This window comes from Propionispora vibrioides (assembly GCF_900110485.1).
Taxonomy (GTDB): Bacteria; Bacillota; Negativicutes; order Propionisporales; family Propionisporaceae; genus Propionispora; species Propionispora vibrioides.
This window is the reverse complement of record NZ_FODY01000003.1, coordinates 32,060-47,584: the sequence shown is the minus strand read 5'-3', so window position 1 is coordinate 47,584 and position 15,525 is coordinate 32,060. Positions and strand designations below refer to the sequence as shown.

At 49.4% G+C, this 15,525-nt stretch carries 19 protein-coding genes; 17 read left to right on the top strand and 2 right to left on the bottom strand.

Features of this window, described 5'->3' with window-relative positions; genetic code table 11:
* The first annotated feature begins 4 nt into the window (after positions 1 to 4).
* The 5 genes from nagB (at position 5) to BMW43_RS03540 (ending at position 3,079) form a co-directional block, all read left to right on the top strand.
* Positions 5 to 811, top strand: coding sequence for a glucosamine-6-phosphate deaminase (nagB, locus tag BMW43_RS03560; protein ID WP_091744034.1), 807 nt, complete (start codon positions 5 to 7; stop codon positions 809 to 811).
* 76 nt (positions 812 to 887) lie between these two features.
* Positions 888 to 1,367 (top strand): PTS sugar transporter subunit IIA, encoded by a 480-nt coding sequence (locus BMW43_RS03555; protein ID WP_091744033.1) that lies wholly within the window; start codon positions 888 to 890, stop codon positions 1,365 to 1,367.
* Positions 1,368 to 1,511: 144 nt separating this feature from the next.
* Complete coding sequence (gene rsmD, locus BMW43_RS03550) at positions 1,512 to 2,132, top strand: 16S rRNA (guanine(966)-N(2))-methyltransferase RsmD (RefSeq protein WP_091744032.1); 621 nt, start codon at positions 1,512 to 1,514, stop codon at positions 2,130 to 2,132.
* A complete protein-coding gene (gene coaD / locus BMW43_RS03545) occupies positions 2,098 to 2,583 on the top strand; it encodes a pantetheine-phosphate adenylyltransferase (protein WP_091744031.1) in 486 nt (161 codons plus the stop codon). The genes rsmD and coaD overlap by 35 nt, the downstream gene beginning before the upstream one ends.
* Positions 2,584 to 2,611: 28 nt before the next feature.
* Complete coding sequence (locus BMW43_RS03540) at positions 2,612 to 3,079, top strand: ATP synthase subunit B family protein (protein ID WP_091744030.1); 468 nt, start codon at positions 2,612 to 2,614, stop codon at positions 3,077 to 3,079.
* A 15-nt stretch (positions 3,080 to 3,094) separates the two neighbouring features.
* Here the strand turns inward: BMW43_RS03540 and spoVV are convergent, their stop codons facing one another.
* A complete protein-coding gene (gene spoVV, locus BMW43_RS03535; protein ID WP_091744029.1) occupies positions 3,095 to 4,348 on the bottom strand; it encodes a dipicolinic acid transporter SpoVV in 1,254 nt (417 codons plus the stop codon).
* Positions 4,349 to 4,487: 139 nt separating this feature from the next.
* Between spoVV and BMW43_RS03530 the strand changes: the two genes are divergently transcribed.
* Positions 4,488 to 5,315 (top strand): patatin-like phospholipase family protein, encoded by an 828-nt coding sequence (locus tag BMW43_RS03530; protein ID WP_091744028.1) that lies wholly within the window; start codon positions 4,488 to 4,490, stop codon positions 5,313 to 5,315.
* On the opposite strand, the gene BMW43_RS03525 is transcribed toward BMW43_RS03530, so the two are convergent.
* Entirely contained in the window at positions 5,233 to 6,501 is a 1,269-nt protein-coding gene (locus BMW43_RS03525) for a nucleotidyltransferase (RefSeq protein ID WP_091744027.1), read from the bottom strand. The two genes, BMW43_RS03530 and BMW43_RS03525, sit on opposite strands and share 83 nt — an antisense overlap.
* Before the next feature lie 190 nt (positions 6,502 to 6,691).
* Here BMW43_RS03525 and BMW43_RS03520 point away from each other — a divergent pair, with 190 nt between their 5' ends.
* From BMW43_RS03520 to BMW43_RS03470, 11 genes are all read left to right on the top strand, one after another.
* A complete protein-coding gene (locus BMW43_RS03520) occupies positions 6,692 to 7,903 on the top strand; it encodes an acetate/propionate family kinase (RefSeq protein ID WP_091744026.1) in 1,212 nt (403 codons plus the stop codon).
* Positions 7,904 to 8,017: 114 nt separating this feature from the next.
* The gene (locus BMW43_RS03515; protein ID WP_091744025.1) at positions 8,018 to 8,524 is read left to right on the top strand and encodes a YceD family protein; all 507 of its coding nucleotides are present in this window, start codon (positions 8,018 to 8,020) and stop codon (positions 8,522 to 8,524) included.
* A 65-nt stretch (positions 8,525 to 8,589) separates the two neighbouring features.
* Positions 8,590 to 8,766 carry a 50S ribosomal protein L32 gene (gene rpmF, locus BMW43_RS03510; protein WP_091744024.1) on the top strand — a complete coding sequence of 59 codons (177 nt, stop codon included), beginning with the start codon at positions 8,590 to 8,592 and terminating at the stop codon, positions 8,764 to 8,766.
* 141 nt (positions 8,767 to 8,907) lie between these two features.
* Positions 8,908 to 9,474, top strand: a complete 567-nt coding sequence (fapR, locus tag BMW43_RS03505) for a transcription factor FapR (protein WP_091744023.1) — start codon at positions 8,908 to 8,910, stop codon at positions 9,472 to 9,474.
* 25 nt (positions 9,475 to 9,499) lie between these two features.
* A complete protein-coding gene (plsX, locus tag BMW43_RS03500) occupies positions 9,500 to 10,516 on the top strand; it encodes a phosphate acyltransferase PlsX (protein ID WP_091744022.1) in 1,017 nt (338 codons plus the stop codon).
* Positions 10,509 to 11,525 carry a beta-ketoacyl-ACP synthase III gene (locus tag BMW43_RS03495; RefSeq protein WP_091744021.1) on the top strand — a complete coding sequence of 339 codons (1,017 nt, stop codon included), beginning with the start codon at positions 10,509 to 10,511 and terminating at the stop codon, positions 11,523 to 11,525. The genes plsX and BMW43_RS03495 overlap by 8 nt, the downstream gene beginning before the upstream one ends.
* A gap of 52 nt (positions 11,526 to 11,577) precedes the next feature.
* A complete protein-coding gene (gene fabK / locus BMW43_RS03490) occupies positions 11,578 to 12,465 on the top strand; it encodes an enoyl-[acyl-carrier-protein] reductase FabK (RefSeq protein ID WP_245732222.1) in 888 nt (295 codons plus the stop codon).
* A 14-nt stretch (positions 12,466 to 12,479) separates the two neighbouring features.
* Positions 12,480 to 13,424 (top strand): ACP S-malonyltransferase, encoded by a 945-nt coding sequence (fabD, locus tag BMW43_RS03485; RefSeq protein WP_091744019.1) that lies wholly within the window; start codon positions 12,480 to 12,482, stop codon positions 13,422 to 13,424.
* A 1-nt stretch (position 13,425) separates the two neighbouring features.
* Positions 13,426 to 14,169, top strand: a complete 744-nt coding sequence (gene fabG, locus BMW43_RS03480) for a 3-oxoacyl-[acyl-carrier-protein] reductase (protein ID WP_091744018.1) — start codon at positions 13,426 to 13,428, stop codon at positions 14,167 to 14,169.
* A gap of 56 nt (positions 14,170 to 14,225) precedes the next feature.
* Complete coding sequence (locus tag BMW43_RS03475) at positions 14,226 to 14,462, top strand: acyl carrier protein (protein WP_091744017.1); 237 nt, start codon at positions 14,226 to 14,228, stop codon at positions 14,460 to 14,462.
* An 89-nt stretch (positions 14,463 to 14,551) separates the two neighbouring features.
* Complete coding sequence (locus tag BMW43_RS03470) at positions 14,552 to 15,502, top strand: NAD(P)H-dependent flavin oxidoreductase (protein ID WP_091744016.1); 951 nt, start codon at positions 14,552 to 14,554, stop codon at positions 15,500 to 15,502.
* The last annotated feature ends 23 nt before the right edge of the window (positions 15,503 to 15,525 follow it).

Here is a 15,525-nt window from a genome sequence, read left to right as displayed (position 1 = left end):
GAGTATGCGTGTGTTTATTGTGAAGGATTATGAGGAATTGAGTGTGCAGGCGGCACAGATTGTGGCCGGCCAAATCTATGTGAAGCCGAACAGCGTGTTGGGGCTTGCCACCGGCAGCACCCCGCTATTTATGTATCATCATCTGATCAGAATTTACAAAGAGTATGGGCTGGATTTTTCCGAAGTGACTACCTTTAATCTGGATGAATATGTAGGATTGCCGGAAGCAGACAAAAAAAGTTATCATTATTACATGTACGACAATTTCTTCCGGCACGTGAACCTGGACCAAAAGAAAATTCATCTTCCTGATGGCATGGCTGCCAGTGTCGACGCCGAATGTCTGGCCTATGAGAAGGCTATTCAAGAATGTGGCGGCATTGACTTACAGGTGCTGGGCATCGGTCAGAATGGGCATATTGGCTTTAATGAGCCCGATGAAAAATTTGAAGCCTATACCCATGAAGTGAAGCTGAAACAAGATACCATAGAAGCTAACGCCCGCTTTTTTGCCGATATAAGCGAAGTACCGACCCGGGCCATCAGCATGGGAATAAAGACCATTATGCAGGCGAAAAAGGTAGTGCTGTTGGCCAATGGCAGCAATAAAGCGGAGGCTGTTTATCGCGCTGTCTGCGAAGGCATTACGCCGGAAATTCCCGCTTCCATTCTGCAATTGCACCAGGACGTTATCGTTATTATTGAGGAGGGGGCGGCCCAGTATTTAAAGGATAGATTGACTTTTCAACAAAAGGAAAAAATTCTTTTCTTTAACAAAATTCATGAATGCAGCAAGATTATTGCGTCGTAATTGACAGCTAGAGGTTTTGCAAAATGCCGGTAAATGGGCGGTTCGCTAAAAATATGAGGGCCGGGTGGGAAAAAACATGTTTAACTTTTTTGGTAAAAAGAAACAGGAAATCAGTCTGTATGCGCCGCTGCAGGGTAAAGTCATTGGCATTGAGGCGGTGGATGACCAGGTGTTTTCACAGAAAATCATGGGTGACGGTATTGCCGTCGAACCGACCAATAATCAACTAGTAGCCCCCTGCGACGGGCAGATTATATTGGTGGCAAAGACGAAGCATGCCATTGCTATCCGGGCGCAGGGCGGTCTGGAGGTTTTGCTGCACGTAGGAATGGATACGGTGGAGCTGGAGGGCGAGGGATTTACCTGCCATGTCCGGGAAGGGCAGGCAGTGAAGCGGGGCGAACTCCTGTTGGAATTTGACCGGCAACTGCTTGCGGCCAAGGGCAAAAAGCTGACTACACCGCTGGTGATTACCAACGGTGAGGAAAAGGTAAGTCAATTGGTCAGATCGAACCCGGGGGATTCCGGTCCGGTACTGCAAATTACTTTAAAATAGTTTATGCAAACCGGTGGGAATGAAGAAACGTTTCTTCGTTCCCACCGGTTTTGCATTTTCACTGCTTTTATGCCATAATTTGAAGTATAAATTTCGAGCATTATCAAGAAAAATATGTTAGAATGTAACGGTAGAGGTAGATATATGCGAATTATTACAGGAAGCGCCAGGGGAGCCAGACTGAAAGCGCCCCGGGGCATGGAGACACGTCCCACCGCTGACCGGGTGAAGGAATCGGTTTTTAACATTCTCGGGACGCGGGTGCGGGAAGCGCGGGTGTTGGATTTATTTGCCGGTACGGGCAATCTGGGATTGGAAGCTCTCAGCCGGGGAGCCAAGTCCGCCGTTTTTGTCGATAACGGCAGCTCCAGTGTTGCCGTTATCCGGGATAACGCCTGCCACACCAAACTGCAGGACAGAACAGTGATTTACCGGAAAGATGTATACAAGGCGATTGAGGCTGCGATACATAACCGGCAGATTTTTGATATGATTTTTAGCGATCCGCCATACAATAAGGGTTTGGCGGTTGCAACGATAGATAAACTGGATGCGGCCGGCATTCTGGCGCCTGACGGGATTATTGTCATAGAGCATTCTTGTCATGAGGCACTTGACGCAAAATGGAGCTGCCTGCGCAAGATTCGCAATGAAAAATATGGGGAGACGATGGTCAGTTTTTTTACCAATCAGGAGATACAGCAGTCAGTTAATGAACCAGGAGGAATACATGAAACAGATAGCCATATGTCCGGGCAGCTTTGATCCGATCACTAACGGACATCTTGATATTTTTGAAAGAGCTAGCCGGATGTTTGACGAACTGATTGTGGCGGTTTTTCATAACCCGAATAAAAAGCCGCTGTTTACCATGGAGGAACGGGTTGCGCTGCTGGCGGAGGCCACCGGACATATTCCCAATATCCGGATTGATTCATTTTCTGGTCTTTTAAATGTGTATGTCCGCGAGAAGAACGCCCACGTCATTGTCCGGGGATTACGGGCGCTGAGCGATTTTGAGTATGAGTTTCAGAGGGCACTGCTCATTAAAAAGATTGACCCGGTCATTGAGACGGTGTTTATGATGACCAGCAGTGAGTATTCTTTTGTAAGCTCCAGCGGAATCAAAGAGTTGGCCAAGTTTGGCGGTGTCATTACCGGCCTTGTGCCAAGTTGTGTGGAACGGGAAATTATGCGGCGAAGCGCCCAAATCTGAGATTATAATCTAGGCGGGAGATGGATCGATGAGTATTGAGCAAATATTGGACGAACTGGAAAATTTGCTTTTAGAAGCTGCCCGGGTGCCGTTTACCAATAAGCGGGTTGTAGAGGAAGATGAGCTGGCCCGTTTACTGGATGATCTGCGGGAGATCATACCGGGAGAGATTATGGAAGCCAGCCGAATCGTGAAGGATCGGCAGCGGATTATTGAGGATGCCCAGCGCGAGGCCCAGCAGATTGTCGAGCAGGCGAAGAACTATATTGCCAAATTGACGGACGAAAATGCCATCACTAAGCAGGCGCAGGAACAGGCCAACGAAATCGTCCTGCAATCGCGTAAGAGTGCGCGGGAACTACAGGTGGATGCCATTGGCTATGCCGAGAATGTGTTTAAGCATTTGGAAGATAATTTAACCAGAGCCCTGGAAGTTATCCATCAGGGGCATCATGAATTACAGCAATCAAAAAATGATCAGTCTAAAGCGGGATAAGGAGCCTAAAGCTCCTTATTTTTTTATGGCGTACGTGTAGACGCCGCGGAGAATATGCAGGGTGATGGACAGTGAGACAAGGATTGCTAAGAGAAGCAGGAGCTGATAGGAAACCTGTTCCAATCGGGTAAGCCAGTACGCTGCGGAAAGGTTGCCGGTCTGATCGAACAGTACGGGAGTTACGAACAGACGACTAACGGTATCCATATGATCAAAGAATAGCAAGGTCAAGAGTCCGGCCAATAGGGCATGCAGAAAACGGGCGACCATATAGGGAGCCATGCGGATGCCTGATTCAATAACAATACTGGCAACCTGACCATGTACCGATAAGCCGCTCCAGGCGATAATTGCGCTGGTCATAACGGTTTTTTGCCAGAGTGGAGCATCGGCTTGGCTGGCGGCCAGCGTCCCCAGGTCAATTTCAAATAGTCCGCTGACCAGTGATTCGGCCAGATTGCCGCTTAAACCCAACCATTGGAGTACTCCTGAGAAAATGGCTGCCAGCGTGTCGGTAGCTCCGATAATGGATAACATACGGAGAAAGACGGAAAATAGTATAATAAAGCCGCCAATCAGCAAAGCTGTATTCATGGAGCTTTTTACGGAATCACCAAGCAGCAGGCCGATAGGGCGGCCATCTTCCTGCTTTGCCTGGTAGAGAGCCCGGAAGGCTCGGCTGACCAAATTGCCGGAAGACTCCTGTTGCGATGGTTTTGGGGGAACATCACGGTCTGTACCGTGAAAACGGAAAATAATACCAACCAGAAAACTGGCGAGATAATGGGCCAAAGCCAGGATGACACCCAACTCGGGCATGCCGAACATGCCGACCGCCACAGCACCGAACATGAATAAGGGGTCTGCCGTATTAGTAAAGGATAAGAGCCGTTCGGCCTCGACTGCGCTGCAAAGCTGGCTTTTGCGGAATTTGCAGGTGATAACGGCGTCCATTGGATAGCCGGAAGCGAGGCCCATGGAAAGGGCAAACGCCCCGACGCCGGGGACGTTGAACAGTGGCCGCATGAGTGGCTCCAGCAGTACTCCGATAAAATGGACAACACCCAGCCCCATCAAAATTTCCGACAAAATGAAAAAAGGCAGCAAGGCGGGAAATACGACGCTCCACCATAAATTTAACCCCATGATGGCCGAGTCAAACGCATCTTTGGGGTATTGGACCATGCATAGAGTTATAAAAACAACACCAAAGGCCATAGAATAAGCAGAGAGACGGGAAAGGTAACGTTTGCTGCTCCGAAAATTCATAAATCACAATCTCCTCCTCTACTGCCGGAACCGCTGACAGGGTAACGCCGTGAGACAGGCAGCGCTTTCCAGACATTTCTGTAATATATATTGTGGCGGCGGGAGGAATATCACAAGAAAATCGCTGGGGAGGTCAGGTATGCGTCCGAAAGTTGGCTTGGCATTGGGGTCCGGAGGACTGCGCGGGTTGGCCCATGTGGGAGTGCTTCGCGTACTGGAACGGGAAAACATTCCGGTTGATTATATTGCCGGCTGCAGCATCGGCAGCATGATTGGCGCTTTATACTGCGCCGGCCAGCAACCCGATACCATATTAAAGCTGGCCCGCCATTTGAAAAGAAATTATTGGCTGGATTTTATCATACCGAAAATGGGGATTGTTTCCGGTGAAAAGGTGCTGCAGGTAATGCGGCTCCTAACCCAACAAAAGAGTTTCGCCGATTTAAAAACTCCCTTGGCCGTGGTAGCCACTGAGATCAATCACGGCAAGGAAGTCGTGTTTACCGAGGGTGATCTGGCTAAGGCGGTCAGGGCCAGTATTTCCGTCCCAGGCATATTTGTACCCTATCAGTGGGATGACATGCTGCTGGTAGACGGTGCGGTGCTGAATCCGACGCCGATTGATGTGGTCAGAAAGATGGGAGCAGACATTGTGATTGGTGTGGATTTGGCATACGCCTCAACCGTTTCCAGTATAACCAATATGTTTGATGTCATTATTCAGTCGATTGATATTATGGAACGGGAGTTGAGCAAGCACCGCCAGCCTCACTGTGATGTGCTGATCCGTCCCGAGATTTCACATATTTCACCAAGTTCTTTTGAGTCGATTGAAGAATGTGTTGCCTTAGGCGAGGCGGCGGCTGAACTGGTGGTGGGCGAGATTAGACGGTTGCTGGAGGGCGAGTCGTCAGATATACCGGAGACTGGCGAAAATCCCAGCCACCATAACGCAAGGCCGGATTAGCAAAGCCCAGGCTATAGATATCGCTGGCGGTACTATCTACAGCAAGCATTGTCTGCAGCGGTGTCAGCGGAGCCATATAACGCTGTTGGCTGTTTAAAAAATGAGTGGTTTTGGTAATCAGCGGAATAGTTGACTGCTGCGAGGCTTGCCGCAGCAGTTCTTTGCCTTGTTCGCTGAATGCCAGAACCCGGGCATACAGCGGACCGGCATGATCGAATTCTTCTATGGCCGCCTTAGTAGTGCCCAGCAAGGCGTGCAGCAGGATGCGCTGCAACCGGGTGTGGGTGTAGCGTTTGCATTTTATGGCGGACAGTAGTTCGTCCCAGCCGGTGGCGGTGAGAGCTGTGTCGGCAATTCTATGCTGCAGTCCTTCCGTTACATCAGGCAGTTCGGCGATGGCTGACAGCGGCATGGTGCGTAGCCTGGCCAGCAGCGCGGTTTCGAAAGCCCCGGCGATAACCGGACCGCGGCCGCTGTGGAGCGCCTTTTCGATGATTGTTTTACTGGCCGGTGGGATGACGGCCGCCGCAGTTGGCGGCACACAGCCGTTTTCCAGAACGGATTTTCTGATGGCGGTAGCGCTGGCAAAGGGAGCGCTGATGTCAACCTCGTGATACCCGGCATGTTGGCGTTTGACCGGGCAGGGAAGGATGGCGGCAGCATAGCGGTTGAGTGCCCGCAAGTATTCGATGGCCAATATATTATTAGGCGTGAAGGCAATCGTTGCCGGCTCTGCCTGACTTTGTGTCAGCAGTACCTGACCAAGTGCCGCCGGGTAGGAAAGGCCGGCTTTTAACTTTTGCCTGACCAAGGAACCGGTATTAGCCGTATCGGCTAGGTCCGCCAATTTTTTTAGAGCCGCCAGATTGTTATCCTCCACACCGAAGGAGAGATGGCTGATAATTCCCAGCGCCTGCAGCAGGCGGACGCCGCCGGCGGCAAAATACTGAGCGCTGCGCAACGCAAATACAGCCGGCAGTTCGATGACCAGATCGGCCCCTGAACGCACGGCCATTTCGGCCCGCAGCCACTTATCGAACAGGGCCGGTTCACCGCGCTGGACAAATTGACCGCTCATGACAATGACGGCTGCCGGACAGCCTGACAAGGATTTCGCTGTATTTAGCTGCCACTGATGGCCGCTGTGGAAAGGATTATACTCTGCAATAATACCTACTGCTTTCAAAGAAATATTCACCTCTAACGCATAAATATCCTTATTATATTATAACCTATTTCGGGTAAAATGCAGGCCGATTATTATTCGCGGTAAGCAGGTATCCGGCTTTTGGTGTCGAAGTGTGAACTTAATTGTAATATTATAAATTGCAGGTTGTTTTGAATAATTTAATTTTTGTACATAGGAGGATTGGAAATTGAAGATTTTGGTCATTAATTGCGGCAGCTCTTCCCTGAAATATCAACTCTTTGATATGACCGATGAATCGGTGCTGGCCAAGGGTTTAGTGGAACGTATCGGTATTGAGGGCTCGGTGCTTACACATCAGCCGGGAGATAAAGCCAAGGTAAAAATCACCGGTGCGGTGGATAATCACAGCACGGCGATTAAAATGGTTGTCGAAGCGTTGACTCATCCCGAATACGGTGTGATTAAAAGCATGCAGGAGATTGCTGCCGTAGGTCATCGCGTGGTACACGGGGCCGAGAAATTCGCCGATTCGGTCCGTATTACGCCGGCGGTTATGCAGGCGCTGGAAGAGTGTGCCGAAATGGCGCCGCTCCATAATCCGCCAAACATTCTGGGCATCAACGCCTGTGCCCAATTAATGCCGGGCATTGCCCAGGTAGGTGTGTTTGATACCGCCTTTCATCAAACCATGCCTCCTAAAGCCTATATTTACGGCCTTCCCTATGAAGTGTACGAAAAATACGGCATCCGCCGCTATGGCTTCCACGGAACGTCTCACCGCTTTGTATCGCAGCGGGTAGCCGAGGTTCTGGGAAAAGATATTAAAGACCTCAAGATTATCACCTGCCACTTAGGCAATGGCTCCAGCATCGCGGCGATTGACGGCGGCAAATGTGTGGATACCAGCATGGGCTTCACACCGCTGGAAGGCCTGGTCATGGGTACCCGCAGCGGCGACCTGGACCCGGCTATTTTGCCCTACCTGATGAAAAAAGCCGGTATGAGTGCCGATGAAATTGACAATTATATTAATAAAAAGTCCGGTGTCCTGGGGATTTCCGGTGTTTCCAGCGATTTTCGCGATATAGAAACGGCGGCTCAGGAAGGCAATGAACGGGCCCAACTGGCCTTGGATATCTTCTCCTACAAGGTATTGAAAGATATCGGTGCCTATGCGGCGGCCATGAACGGCGTGGATGTCATTGTGTTCACCGCCGGACTGGGAGAAAACTCCAAGGAAATGAGAGCGATGATTTGTAAGAACCTCAGCTATCTGGGAGCCGTCCTAGACGCTGAACGGAACAATGTCCGGGGGCAGGTCCGGGAGATCAGCACCGAAGCTTCCACGGTCAAACTGTTTGTTATTCCTACCAATGAAGAACTGGTTATTGCCCGTGACACAAAGGAAATCTGCGATCAAGGCGGATGCCGGATTTAATGCTGGCTTGACCGATATGCGGCAGGTTAATACTGCCGCTTTTCTTTTGCTATTCATTTCTTGACAAACCATATGGGGGTCGCTATAATAAATGAAGGTTGAGGTGGAAAATCAATGAAAATTAATGTAGCACAAGTTAAAAAAGAGATTGGCAGCCGACAACCGTTTACATTTATTACTCCCGCCTGCAATATGGATGTCAGCCAGTTGCGCTTCGAGCTTGTCGATGATGTGAAAGTGACAGGAGAAGTTGTTAACAACGGTCGTGCTCTGGAGGTTTCGGGAGTGATTTATGCCCGGATGGCGAGTCGTTGCGACCGTTGCCTGGAGGCATTTGACGCTCCTTTGGACATCGCGTTCCAGGAAGTTTTTCAGGAAACGGTTGACCAAGTTGCGGATGAAACAGCAGATGTAGCTTATTATCAAGATGACGAAATCGAACTGGCAGGCTTAGTGGAAGAAAACCTTTTAATGGCTGAACCTTTGAAGGCTCTGTGCAAACCTGGCTGCCTTGGTCTATGTCCTCAATGCGGTGTGAATCGAAATGTGTCGCCATGCCATTGTAGTCATGACGATATAGATCCGCGATTGGCTAAATTGCGACAGCTTTTAAAAGAATAGCTCGAAAGGGAAGGCTCAGCGGATGAGTCTGAATTTGTTTTATTGTTAAGGAGGTGTAGAAGTAAATGGCAGTACCAAAGCGTAAAATGTCTAAAGCACGCCGCGACAAGCGCCGCGCAAACTGGAAGCTCACTGTTCCCGGATTGGTGGAATGCCCGCAGTGTCATGAAAAGAAAATGCCCCATCGCGTTTGTCCTGAATGCGGTCATTATAACGGCAAGGCAGTTGTGAACGCGGAATAATAAAAGCGTATATAAGCAAGATAGAGTATATTTAGGTACTTTATCTTGCTTATTTCTTTTTGCTTGCATTTTGACAATGAACTGTCTATAATAAGTACTAGCAATTAGTCTTAGTACTAACTTATAAAAATAGGTGATGGTATGGCGCGTATCCAAAAAAAAATCAGACAACAGCTGCTAACCGAAAAACTGGACGCTAGCCCTTTTCTAACCGATGAGGAGTTGGCGGCACTGTTAAACGTGAGCGTACAAACAATTCGCTTAGATCGTTTGGAACTCGGCATACCAGAAGTCCGGGAACGGACCAAGAAGATGGCCGAAAACGTGCAAAGCAAGCTGAAGACGCTGGGTAGCGAGGAAATTATCGGCGAGCTTATTGATCTGGAATTGGGCCGTGCCGGCATCTCCATTATGAAAATTACCGCCGATATGGTTTTTGAAAAAAACCAGGTTGCGCGGGGTCACTATGTTTTTTCACAAGCTAACTCCCTGGCGCTGGCGGTTATTGACGCCAATGTTGCCGTAACCGGAGTGGCCAATATAAAATATAAGATGCCCATTCATGTTGGCGAAAAATTAATTGCCAAAGCAGAAGTTATGAAAAAAAGAGGAAATAAATATTTTGTATGGGTTAAAACTAGAAACGATAAACAGGAAGTATTCCGGGCTAAGTTTATTATAGTGTCTTTAGAACAGGATGAGAAGTGAATGGACTGACGAAGGGAGATTTCGGATGAGAATTGCCGTTGATGCCATGGGTAGCGATTATGCACCAAAAGAGATTGTACTGGGCGCGGTTGCTGCTGCAAAAGAGTATCAATGTGATATTATTTTGGTAGGCGATCAGGAGCAGATAATGCCCGTTTTAGATACATATAGCAATTGGCGAGAACTGGGGATTTCGGTGCAGCAGGCATCGGAAGTTATTGAAATGCATGAACATCCCGGCGTGTCCGTCCGCAAAAAAAAGGATGCCTCCGTGGTGGTGGCTACCCGGCTGGTCAAAGAGGGCATTTGTGATGCTGTGGTCTCCGCCGGCAGCACCGGAGCGGCTGTAGCGGCGGCGTTATTCGGTCTGGGGCGGATTAAGGGAATTGAGCGGCCGGCGATTGCGACCCATATCCCCAATTTAACCGGGACCACTATTATGCTTGATTCGGGCGCCAATGTGGACAGTAAGCCCAAAAACCTGGTGCAAAGTGCCATTATGGGTTCCATTTATGCCGAATATGTGCTGGGCATGAACCGGCCGCGGGTGGGACTTTTAAATATCGGTGAAGAAGATAGTAAGGGCAATGAACAGGTGCTGGCAACCTTCCCGCTGCTCAAACAATTAAAAACCATTCATTTTATCGGCAACGTGGAAGGCCGGGATACTTTTAACGGTTCGGTGGATATTGTTGTTTGTGACGGCTTTGTCGGTAATGTGGTGCTCAAGACAGGCGAAGGGCTGGTCAGTTTTCTGACGACACTTATAAAAAATACGATAAAAAACAGCGGCTGGCTTGCCAAGCTGGCGGCCTTTCTGCTGTTGCCATCCATAAAAAAGCTGAAAAAGAAGCTGGATTACGATGAATACGGCGGGGCACCGCTGCTCGGCGTTAATGGCGGCTTTATCATCTGCCACGGAAGCTCAAAAGCAAAGGCTATCAAAAATGCGATACGCGTTGCCTGCGAATTTTCGGAACAAAAAGTTGTGGAGCATATCAGTGAAAACATCGTAAAGGAAGGTGTTAGTGCGAATGAGTGAGCAAGGCATATCGGTAGGTATCGTCGGTATTGGTACCTATGTCCCCGATAAAATAATAACTAATCATGACTTGGAACAAATGGTTGACACCTCTAACGAATGGATTGTCGAACGTACCGGTATCCGGGAAAGGCATATTGCCGAACCGGATATGGCTACCTCCGATCTGGCTGTACTGGCCGCCAGAAAAGCGCTGGCCGATGCCGGGGTTTCAGCCGAGGAAATTAATTTGATTATTGTGGCTACGGCTACTCCCGACATGTTTTTTCCTTCTGTAGCCTGCATCGTACAGGACCAGCTTGGTGCCGTCAATGCCGCCGCCTTTGATCTGGGCGCAGGCTGCACAGGTTTTGTCTATGCTGTGGCAACAGGCAGTCAGTTTATTAAGTCGGGCTTATATAAAAAGGTCCTGGTCATCGGGGCCGAGACTTTATCCAAGGTGGTGGACTGGACCGACCGCAATACCTGCGTTCTGTTTGGTGACGGCGCCGGCGCTGTGGTGCTGAGCGAAGTAAAAGCGGGCTATGGAATTTTGAGCATTGACCTTGGTTCCGATGGTTCGGGCGGGGAGTTTTTGAAAATTCCGGCCGGGGGAACACGGGTGCCGACTACGGAGCAGACGGTCAGTGACAGGCAGCACTATTTGTATATGAACGGCAGTGAAGTATTTAAATTCGCCATCAAGGTTATGGGGGAAGCGGCTGTAAAAGCGTTGGATGCCGCCGGGCTTGATCATCACAGTGTAAATTGCCTGATCCCGCACCAAGCCAACATCCGCATCATTCAATCGGCGGCTAAAAGACTTAAGCTGCCGATGGAAAAGGTTATGGTCAATGTCGATAAATACGGAAATACTTCTGCAGCCTCTATTCCGCTGGCTTTGGAGGAAGCACTGAAAAGTTGTCGAATACAACAGGATGACATAGTTGTACTTGTTGGTTTCGGCGCAGGCTTAACCTGGGGTGCGTGTGTTATAAAATGGTGTAAGGAGGAAAAGACTATTGTTTAACAGTAAAATCTGTCAATTATTAAACATTAAATATCCAATTTTACAGGGCGGTATGGCATGGGTTGCCACGGCCGAACTGGCGGCAGCCGTATCTAATGCCGGCGGCCTGGGCGTAATTGGAGCGGGACATATGCCTCCTGATGCGCTGCGCAGCGAAATTGTCAAAGCAAAATCGCTGACAAATAAACCGTTTGGTGTCAATATCATGCTGATGTCTCCTTTTGTCAAGGAAGTCATGCAGGTGGTGATTGAAGAACGCGTGCCGGTTATTACCACCGGTGCGGGAAATCCCGGTGAATACATTCCGGCTCTGAAAGAAATCGGCAGCAAGGTGATCCCGGTGGTGGCTTCGGTAGCTTTGGCCAAACGATTGGAACGGGTTGGCGTAGATGCGCTGATTGCCGAAGGCATGGAAAGCGGCGGCCATGTTGGTGAAGTATCAACCATGGCGTTGATTCCGCAAATTGTTGATGCCGTCAGTATTCCGGTCATTGCCGCCGGCGGCATTGGCGATGCCAGAGGTGTCGTTGCCGCCTTGGCCTTGGGAGCCCAAGGCGTACAAATCGGTACTCGGTTTGTTGCTTCCGTTGAATGTACGGCTCATGATAACTATAAAGAAGCGGTGATTCGCGCTAAGGAGCGTTCAACAGTGCTTACCGGCATGACGACAGGCCATCCGGTGCGCGTTATCGCCAATAAGCTTACCCGCGAATACCTGGAACTGGAAAGAAACGGCGCATCGGTGGAAGAATTGGAGCGCCTGGGCGCAGGCAAGCTGAAAGCAGCAGTTCGTGACGGCGATGTGGAACGCGGTTCGATCATGAGCGGACAAATTGCCGGTATGGTGCGTGAAGTAAAACCGGTGGCGGCCATCATTGAGGAAATTGTCAGTGAAGTGCCTGCTATTGTCGCTGCCGTTCAAAAATTTACGCAAGGCTAACAGGAGGCTTGAGAATGAGTAAACGTGCATTTGTATTTCCCGGACAAGGTTCGCAGACAGTAGGGATGGGCCGGGAGCTTTACGAAAAGTTTGCCGTGGCGAAACAGGTGTTTGAGGCGGCTGATGCGGCGTTGGGGTTTTCCATTACCGATATGTGTTTTCAAGGGCCGGAGGAGGAGCTTCGCAAAACCTTTAATACACAGCCGGCTATTTTGACGGTCAGTGTTGCTTGTTATGAAGTTCTTAAGGAACATGGACTGCAGGCCGATATCGTTGCCGGCCACAGTCTTGGCGAATATTCGGCGCTGGTTGCTGCCGGTTCGCTTGCTTTTGCTGACGCCGTACGCCTGGTGCGTAAGCGCGGCCAATTTATGCAGGAAGCAGTACCCTTAGGGGAAGGCGCTATGGCGGCTATTTTAGGACTGGACCGTGCCAGTGTGGTGGAGGTATGCCAGCAGGTAGAGGCTGAAACCGGCTCGGTGCAGGCCGTTAACTTCAACTGCCCCGGACAGATTGTCATTGCCGGCAAGGTTGCGGCGGTGGAAAGAGCTGCCGAACTGTTAAAAGGCCGCGGTGCCAAACGGGCTGTTATGCTGCCGGTAAGCGCTCCCTTTCATAGTACACTGATGCAGCCGGCGGCGGAAAAGCTGGCTGCTGAGCTAGATAAAATCACGGTTCAGGACGCACAAATACCGTTGGTGGCCAATGTTAACGGTGAAATTGTTACCGCTGGTGGCCAGATTAAGAGCTTATTGGTCGAACAGGCGGCAAGTCCCGTCAAATGGGAGGATTGTGTGGCCCGGATGGTTGCTTTCGGCGCTGATGAGTTTGTTGAGGTCGGTCCGGGAAAGGTTCTTACAGGATTTACCAAAAAGATAGCGAAAGAAGTTAATAACAATAATATTGAGGATGCTGTTTCTTTGGAAAAAACCCTTGATTATTTCAAGGAGGTTCGCTAAAATGCTTTTAGACAATAAAGTGGCGGTTGTCACCGGGGCTTCCCGGGGGATTGGCCGGGCAGTGGCCCTGGCGCTGGCTCAGGCGGGCGCAAAAGTAGTTATTAACTACGCAGGCAATGCGGCGGCGGCCCGTGAAGTGGAAGAAAAGATCACAGCCCTGGGCGGGGAAGCATTGGTTGTACAGGCCGATGTGGCCCAACTGGAATCGGTTGAAGACCTGGTAAAACAGGCTATCGAGAAATTCGGCCGCATCGATATCCTGGTCAACAATGCCGGAATCACCAGAGACAATCTGTTGATGCGCATGAAAGAAGAAGACTGGGATGCCGTAATCAATACCAATCTAAAGGGCATTTTCAATTGTACAAAAACAATTGCTCGTGTTATGATGAAACAGCGTAGCGGTAAGATCATCAATATGAGCTCGGTGGTTGGTGTTACCGGCAATGCCGGTCAGGCCAACTACGCAGCAGCTAAGGCCGGTGTGATCGGCTTTACCAAGTCGATGGCCAAGGAACTGGCTTCGCGGGGTATTACCGTTAATGCGGTGGCTCCCGGCTTCATTGCTACCGATATGACGGCTGTGTTATCCGACCAGATCAAGGAGGAGCTGGCTGGCCGGGTACCGTTGGGACGCTTAGGCAGTGCCGAGGAAGTTGCTTCGGCAGTACTTTTTCTGGTTTCCGACGCAGCTACCTATATTACAGGACAGACTTTACATGTCGACGGCGGCATGGTAATGTAGCAGATGTGTAATTTTTGTTATTATGACATATAATCTTGGAAGGAGGTGAATTTATCATGACAACTTTCGATAAAGTAAAAGAAATCGTAGTTGAACAACTAGGTGTTGATGAAGCTGATGTTGCTATTGACTCTACTTTTATTGATGACTTGGGTGCTGACTCTTTGGACATTGTTGAATTGATTATGGCTTTTGAAGAGGAATTCAATATTGAGATTCCTGATGAAATAGCTGAAAAAATCAAAACAGTGAAAGACGCTGTGGGGTACATAGAACAGGAGAAGCAAGGCTAAAAGTATTACCTGTTCCAAAGGGAGTCCCGTGAAACGACAGTTCGCGGGACTTTCTTAAAGGTAGTACGCGTGAATGGAGGAGTAATTACTTGAAACTTCCAGAACTGAAAATTGGCCATTTGGTGGCCAAGATACCGATTATTCAGGGTGGCATGGCAATCCGCATCTCTACAGCCCGGCTGGCTGCTGCTGTGGCAGAACAGGGCGGTGTCGGTTTAATTGCTGCATCAGGTATGAGTTTTGATGAGTTGCGCAGCGAAATTCGTCTGGCGCGTTCCCTTACTAAAGGCATTGTTGGCATTAATATTATGGTTGCGGCGAGACAGTTTGCCGATATTGTAAAAACGGCGATTGACGAAGGTATTGACCTGGTAGTTGCCGGAGCGGGTTTTTCCCGTGATGTGTTTGGCTATGGAAAAGAATCGGGTACACCGATCGTGGCAATGGTTTCTTCTGTAAAGGCCGCTAAACTGGCTGAAAAGATGGGCGCTGCCGCTGTAGTCGTGGAAGGTAAGGAAGCCGGCGGGCATCTCGGCACTGATAAGTCGATGCGGGAACTGCTGCCGGATATAAAAAAAGCCGTTCAAATTCCGGTCATTGGTGCCGGCGGTGTCATTGACGGGCACGATGTAGTTGAAGTTATGAAGCTGGGAGCCGATGGCGTGCAAATGGGTACGCGTTTTGCTGCAAGTGTAGAATCCAATGCAGCTCCCGAATTAAAACAATTTTATTTGAAAGCAAAACATGAAGATGTCGTTTTAATCAAAAGTCCTGTGGGACTTCCTGGACAGGCCATAGGCAATCCCTTTGCTAAGAAAATTATTGAAGGTACTGTGCCTGCTCCTGATTCTTGTGACGCCTGTCTGAAGCACTGTTCGAAAAGTTTTTGCATTATCAAAGCTCTTATCCGTGCACAACAGGGCGATGTGGAATCCGGACTGGTGTTTACCGGCGAGTACATTCATCGAATAGAGGAAATACTTTCTGTTAAAGAGATTTTTAGCAGAATTCTGGCAGAAGTTGAAGCAAGCAATGGATAAACATAGACAAAAAGAATATGGTG

What these genes read in the sequence shown, in the direction of transcription:
- BMW43_RS03515 (WP_091744025.1), top strand. Translation starts at nt 8,018, where the DNA reads ATGAAAATTAATGTAGCACAAGTTAAAAAAGAGATTGGCAGCCGACAA.
- fabG (WP_091744018.1), top strand. Translation starts at nt 13,426, where the DNA reads ATGCTTTTAGACAATAAAGTGGCGGTTGTCACCGGGGCTTCCCGGGGG.
- nagB (WP_091744034.1), top strand. Translation starts at nt 5, where the DNA reads ATGCGTGTGTTTATTGTGAAGGATTATGAGGAATTGAGTGTGCAGGCG.
- plsX (WP_091744022.1), top strand. Translation starts at nt 9,500, where the DNA reads ATGAGAATTGCCGTTGATGCCATGGGTAGCGATTATGCACCAAAAGAG.
- BMW43_RS03495 (WP_091744021.1), top strand. Translation starts at nt 10,509, where the DNA reads ATGAGTGAGCAAGGCATATCGGTAGGTATCGTCGGTATTGGTACCTAT.
- rsmD (WP_091744032.1), top strand. Translation starts at nt 1,512, where the DNA reads ATGCGAATTATTACAGGAAGCGCCAGGGGAGCCAGACTGAAAGCGCCC.
- fabK (WP_245732222.1), top strand. Translation starts at nt 11,578, where the DNA reads ATGGCATGGGTTGCCACGGCCGAACTGGCGGCAGCCGTATCTAATGCC.
- fabD (WP_091744019.1), top strand. Translation starts at nt 12,480, where the DNA reads ATGAGTAAACGTGCATTTGTATTTCCCGGACAAGGTTCGCAGACAGTA.
- BMW43_RS03540 (WP_091744030.1), top strand. Translation starts at nt 2,612, where the DNA reads ATGAGTATTGAGCAAATATTGGACGAACTGGAAAATTTGCTTTTAGAA.
- spoVV (WP_091744029.1), bottom strand. Translation starts at nt 4,348, where the DNA reads ATGAATTTTCGGAGCAGCAAACGTTACCTTTCCCGTCTCTCTGCTTAT.
- rpmF (WP_091744024.1), top strand. Translation starts at nt 8,590, where the DNA reads ATGGCAGTACCAAAGCGTAAAATGTCTAAAGCACGCCGCGACAAGCGC.
- BMW43_RS03530 (WP_091744028.1), top strand. Translation starts at nt 4,488, where the DNA reads ATGCGTCCGAAAGTTGGCTTGGCATTGGGGTCCGGAGGACTGCGCGGG.
- BMW43_RS03555 (WP_091744033.1), top strand. Translation starts at nt 888, where the DNA reads ATGTTTAACTTTTTTGGTAAAAAGAAACAGGAAATCAGTCTGTATGCG.
- BMW43_RS03475 (WP_091744017.1), top strand. Translation starts at nt 14,226, where the DNA reads ATGACAACTTTCGATAAAGTAAAAGAAATCGTAGTTGAACAACTAGGT.
- fapR (WP_091744023.1), top strand. Translation starts at nt 8,908, where the DNA reads ATGGCGCGTATCCAAAAAAAAATCAGACAACAGCTGCTAACCGAAAAA.
- coaD (WP_091744031.1), top strand. Translation starts at nt 2,098, where the DNA reads ATGAAACAGATAGCCATATGTCCGGGCAGCTTTGATCCGATCACTAAC.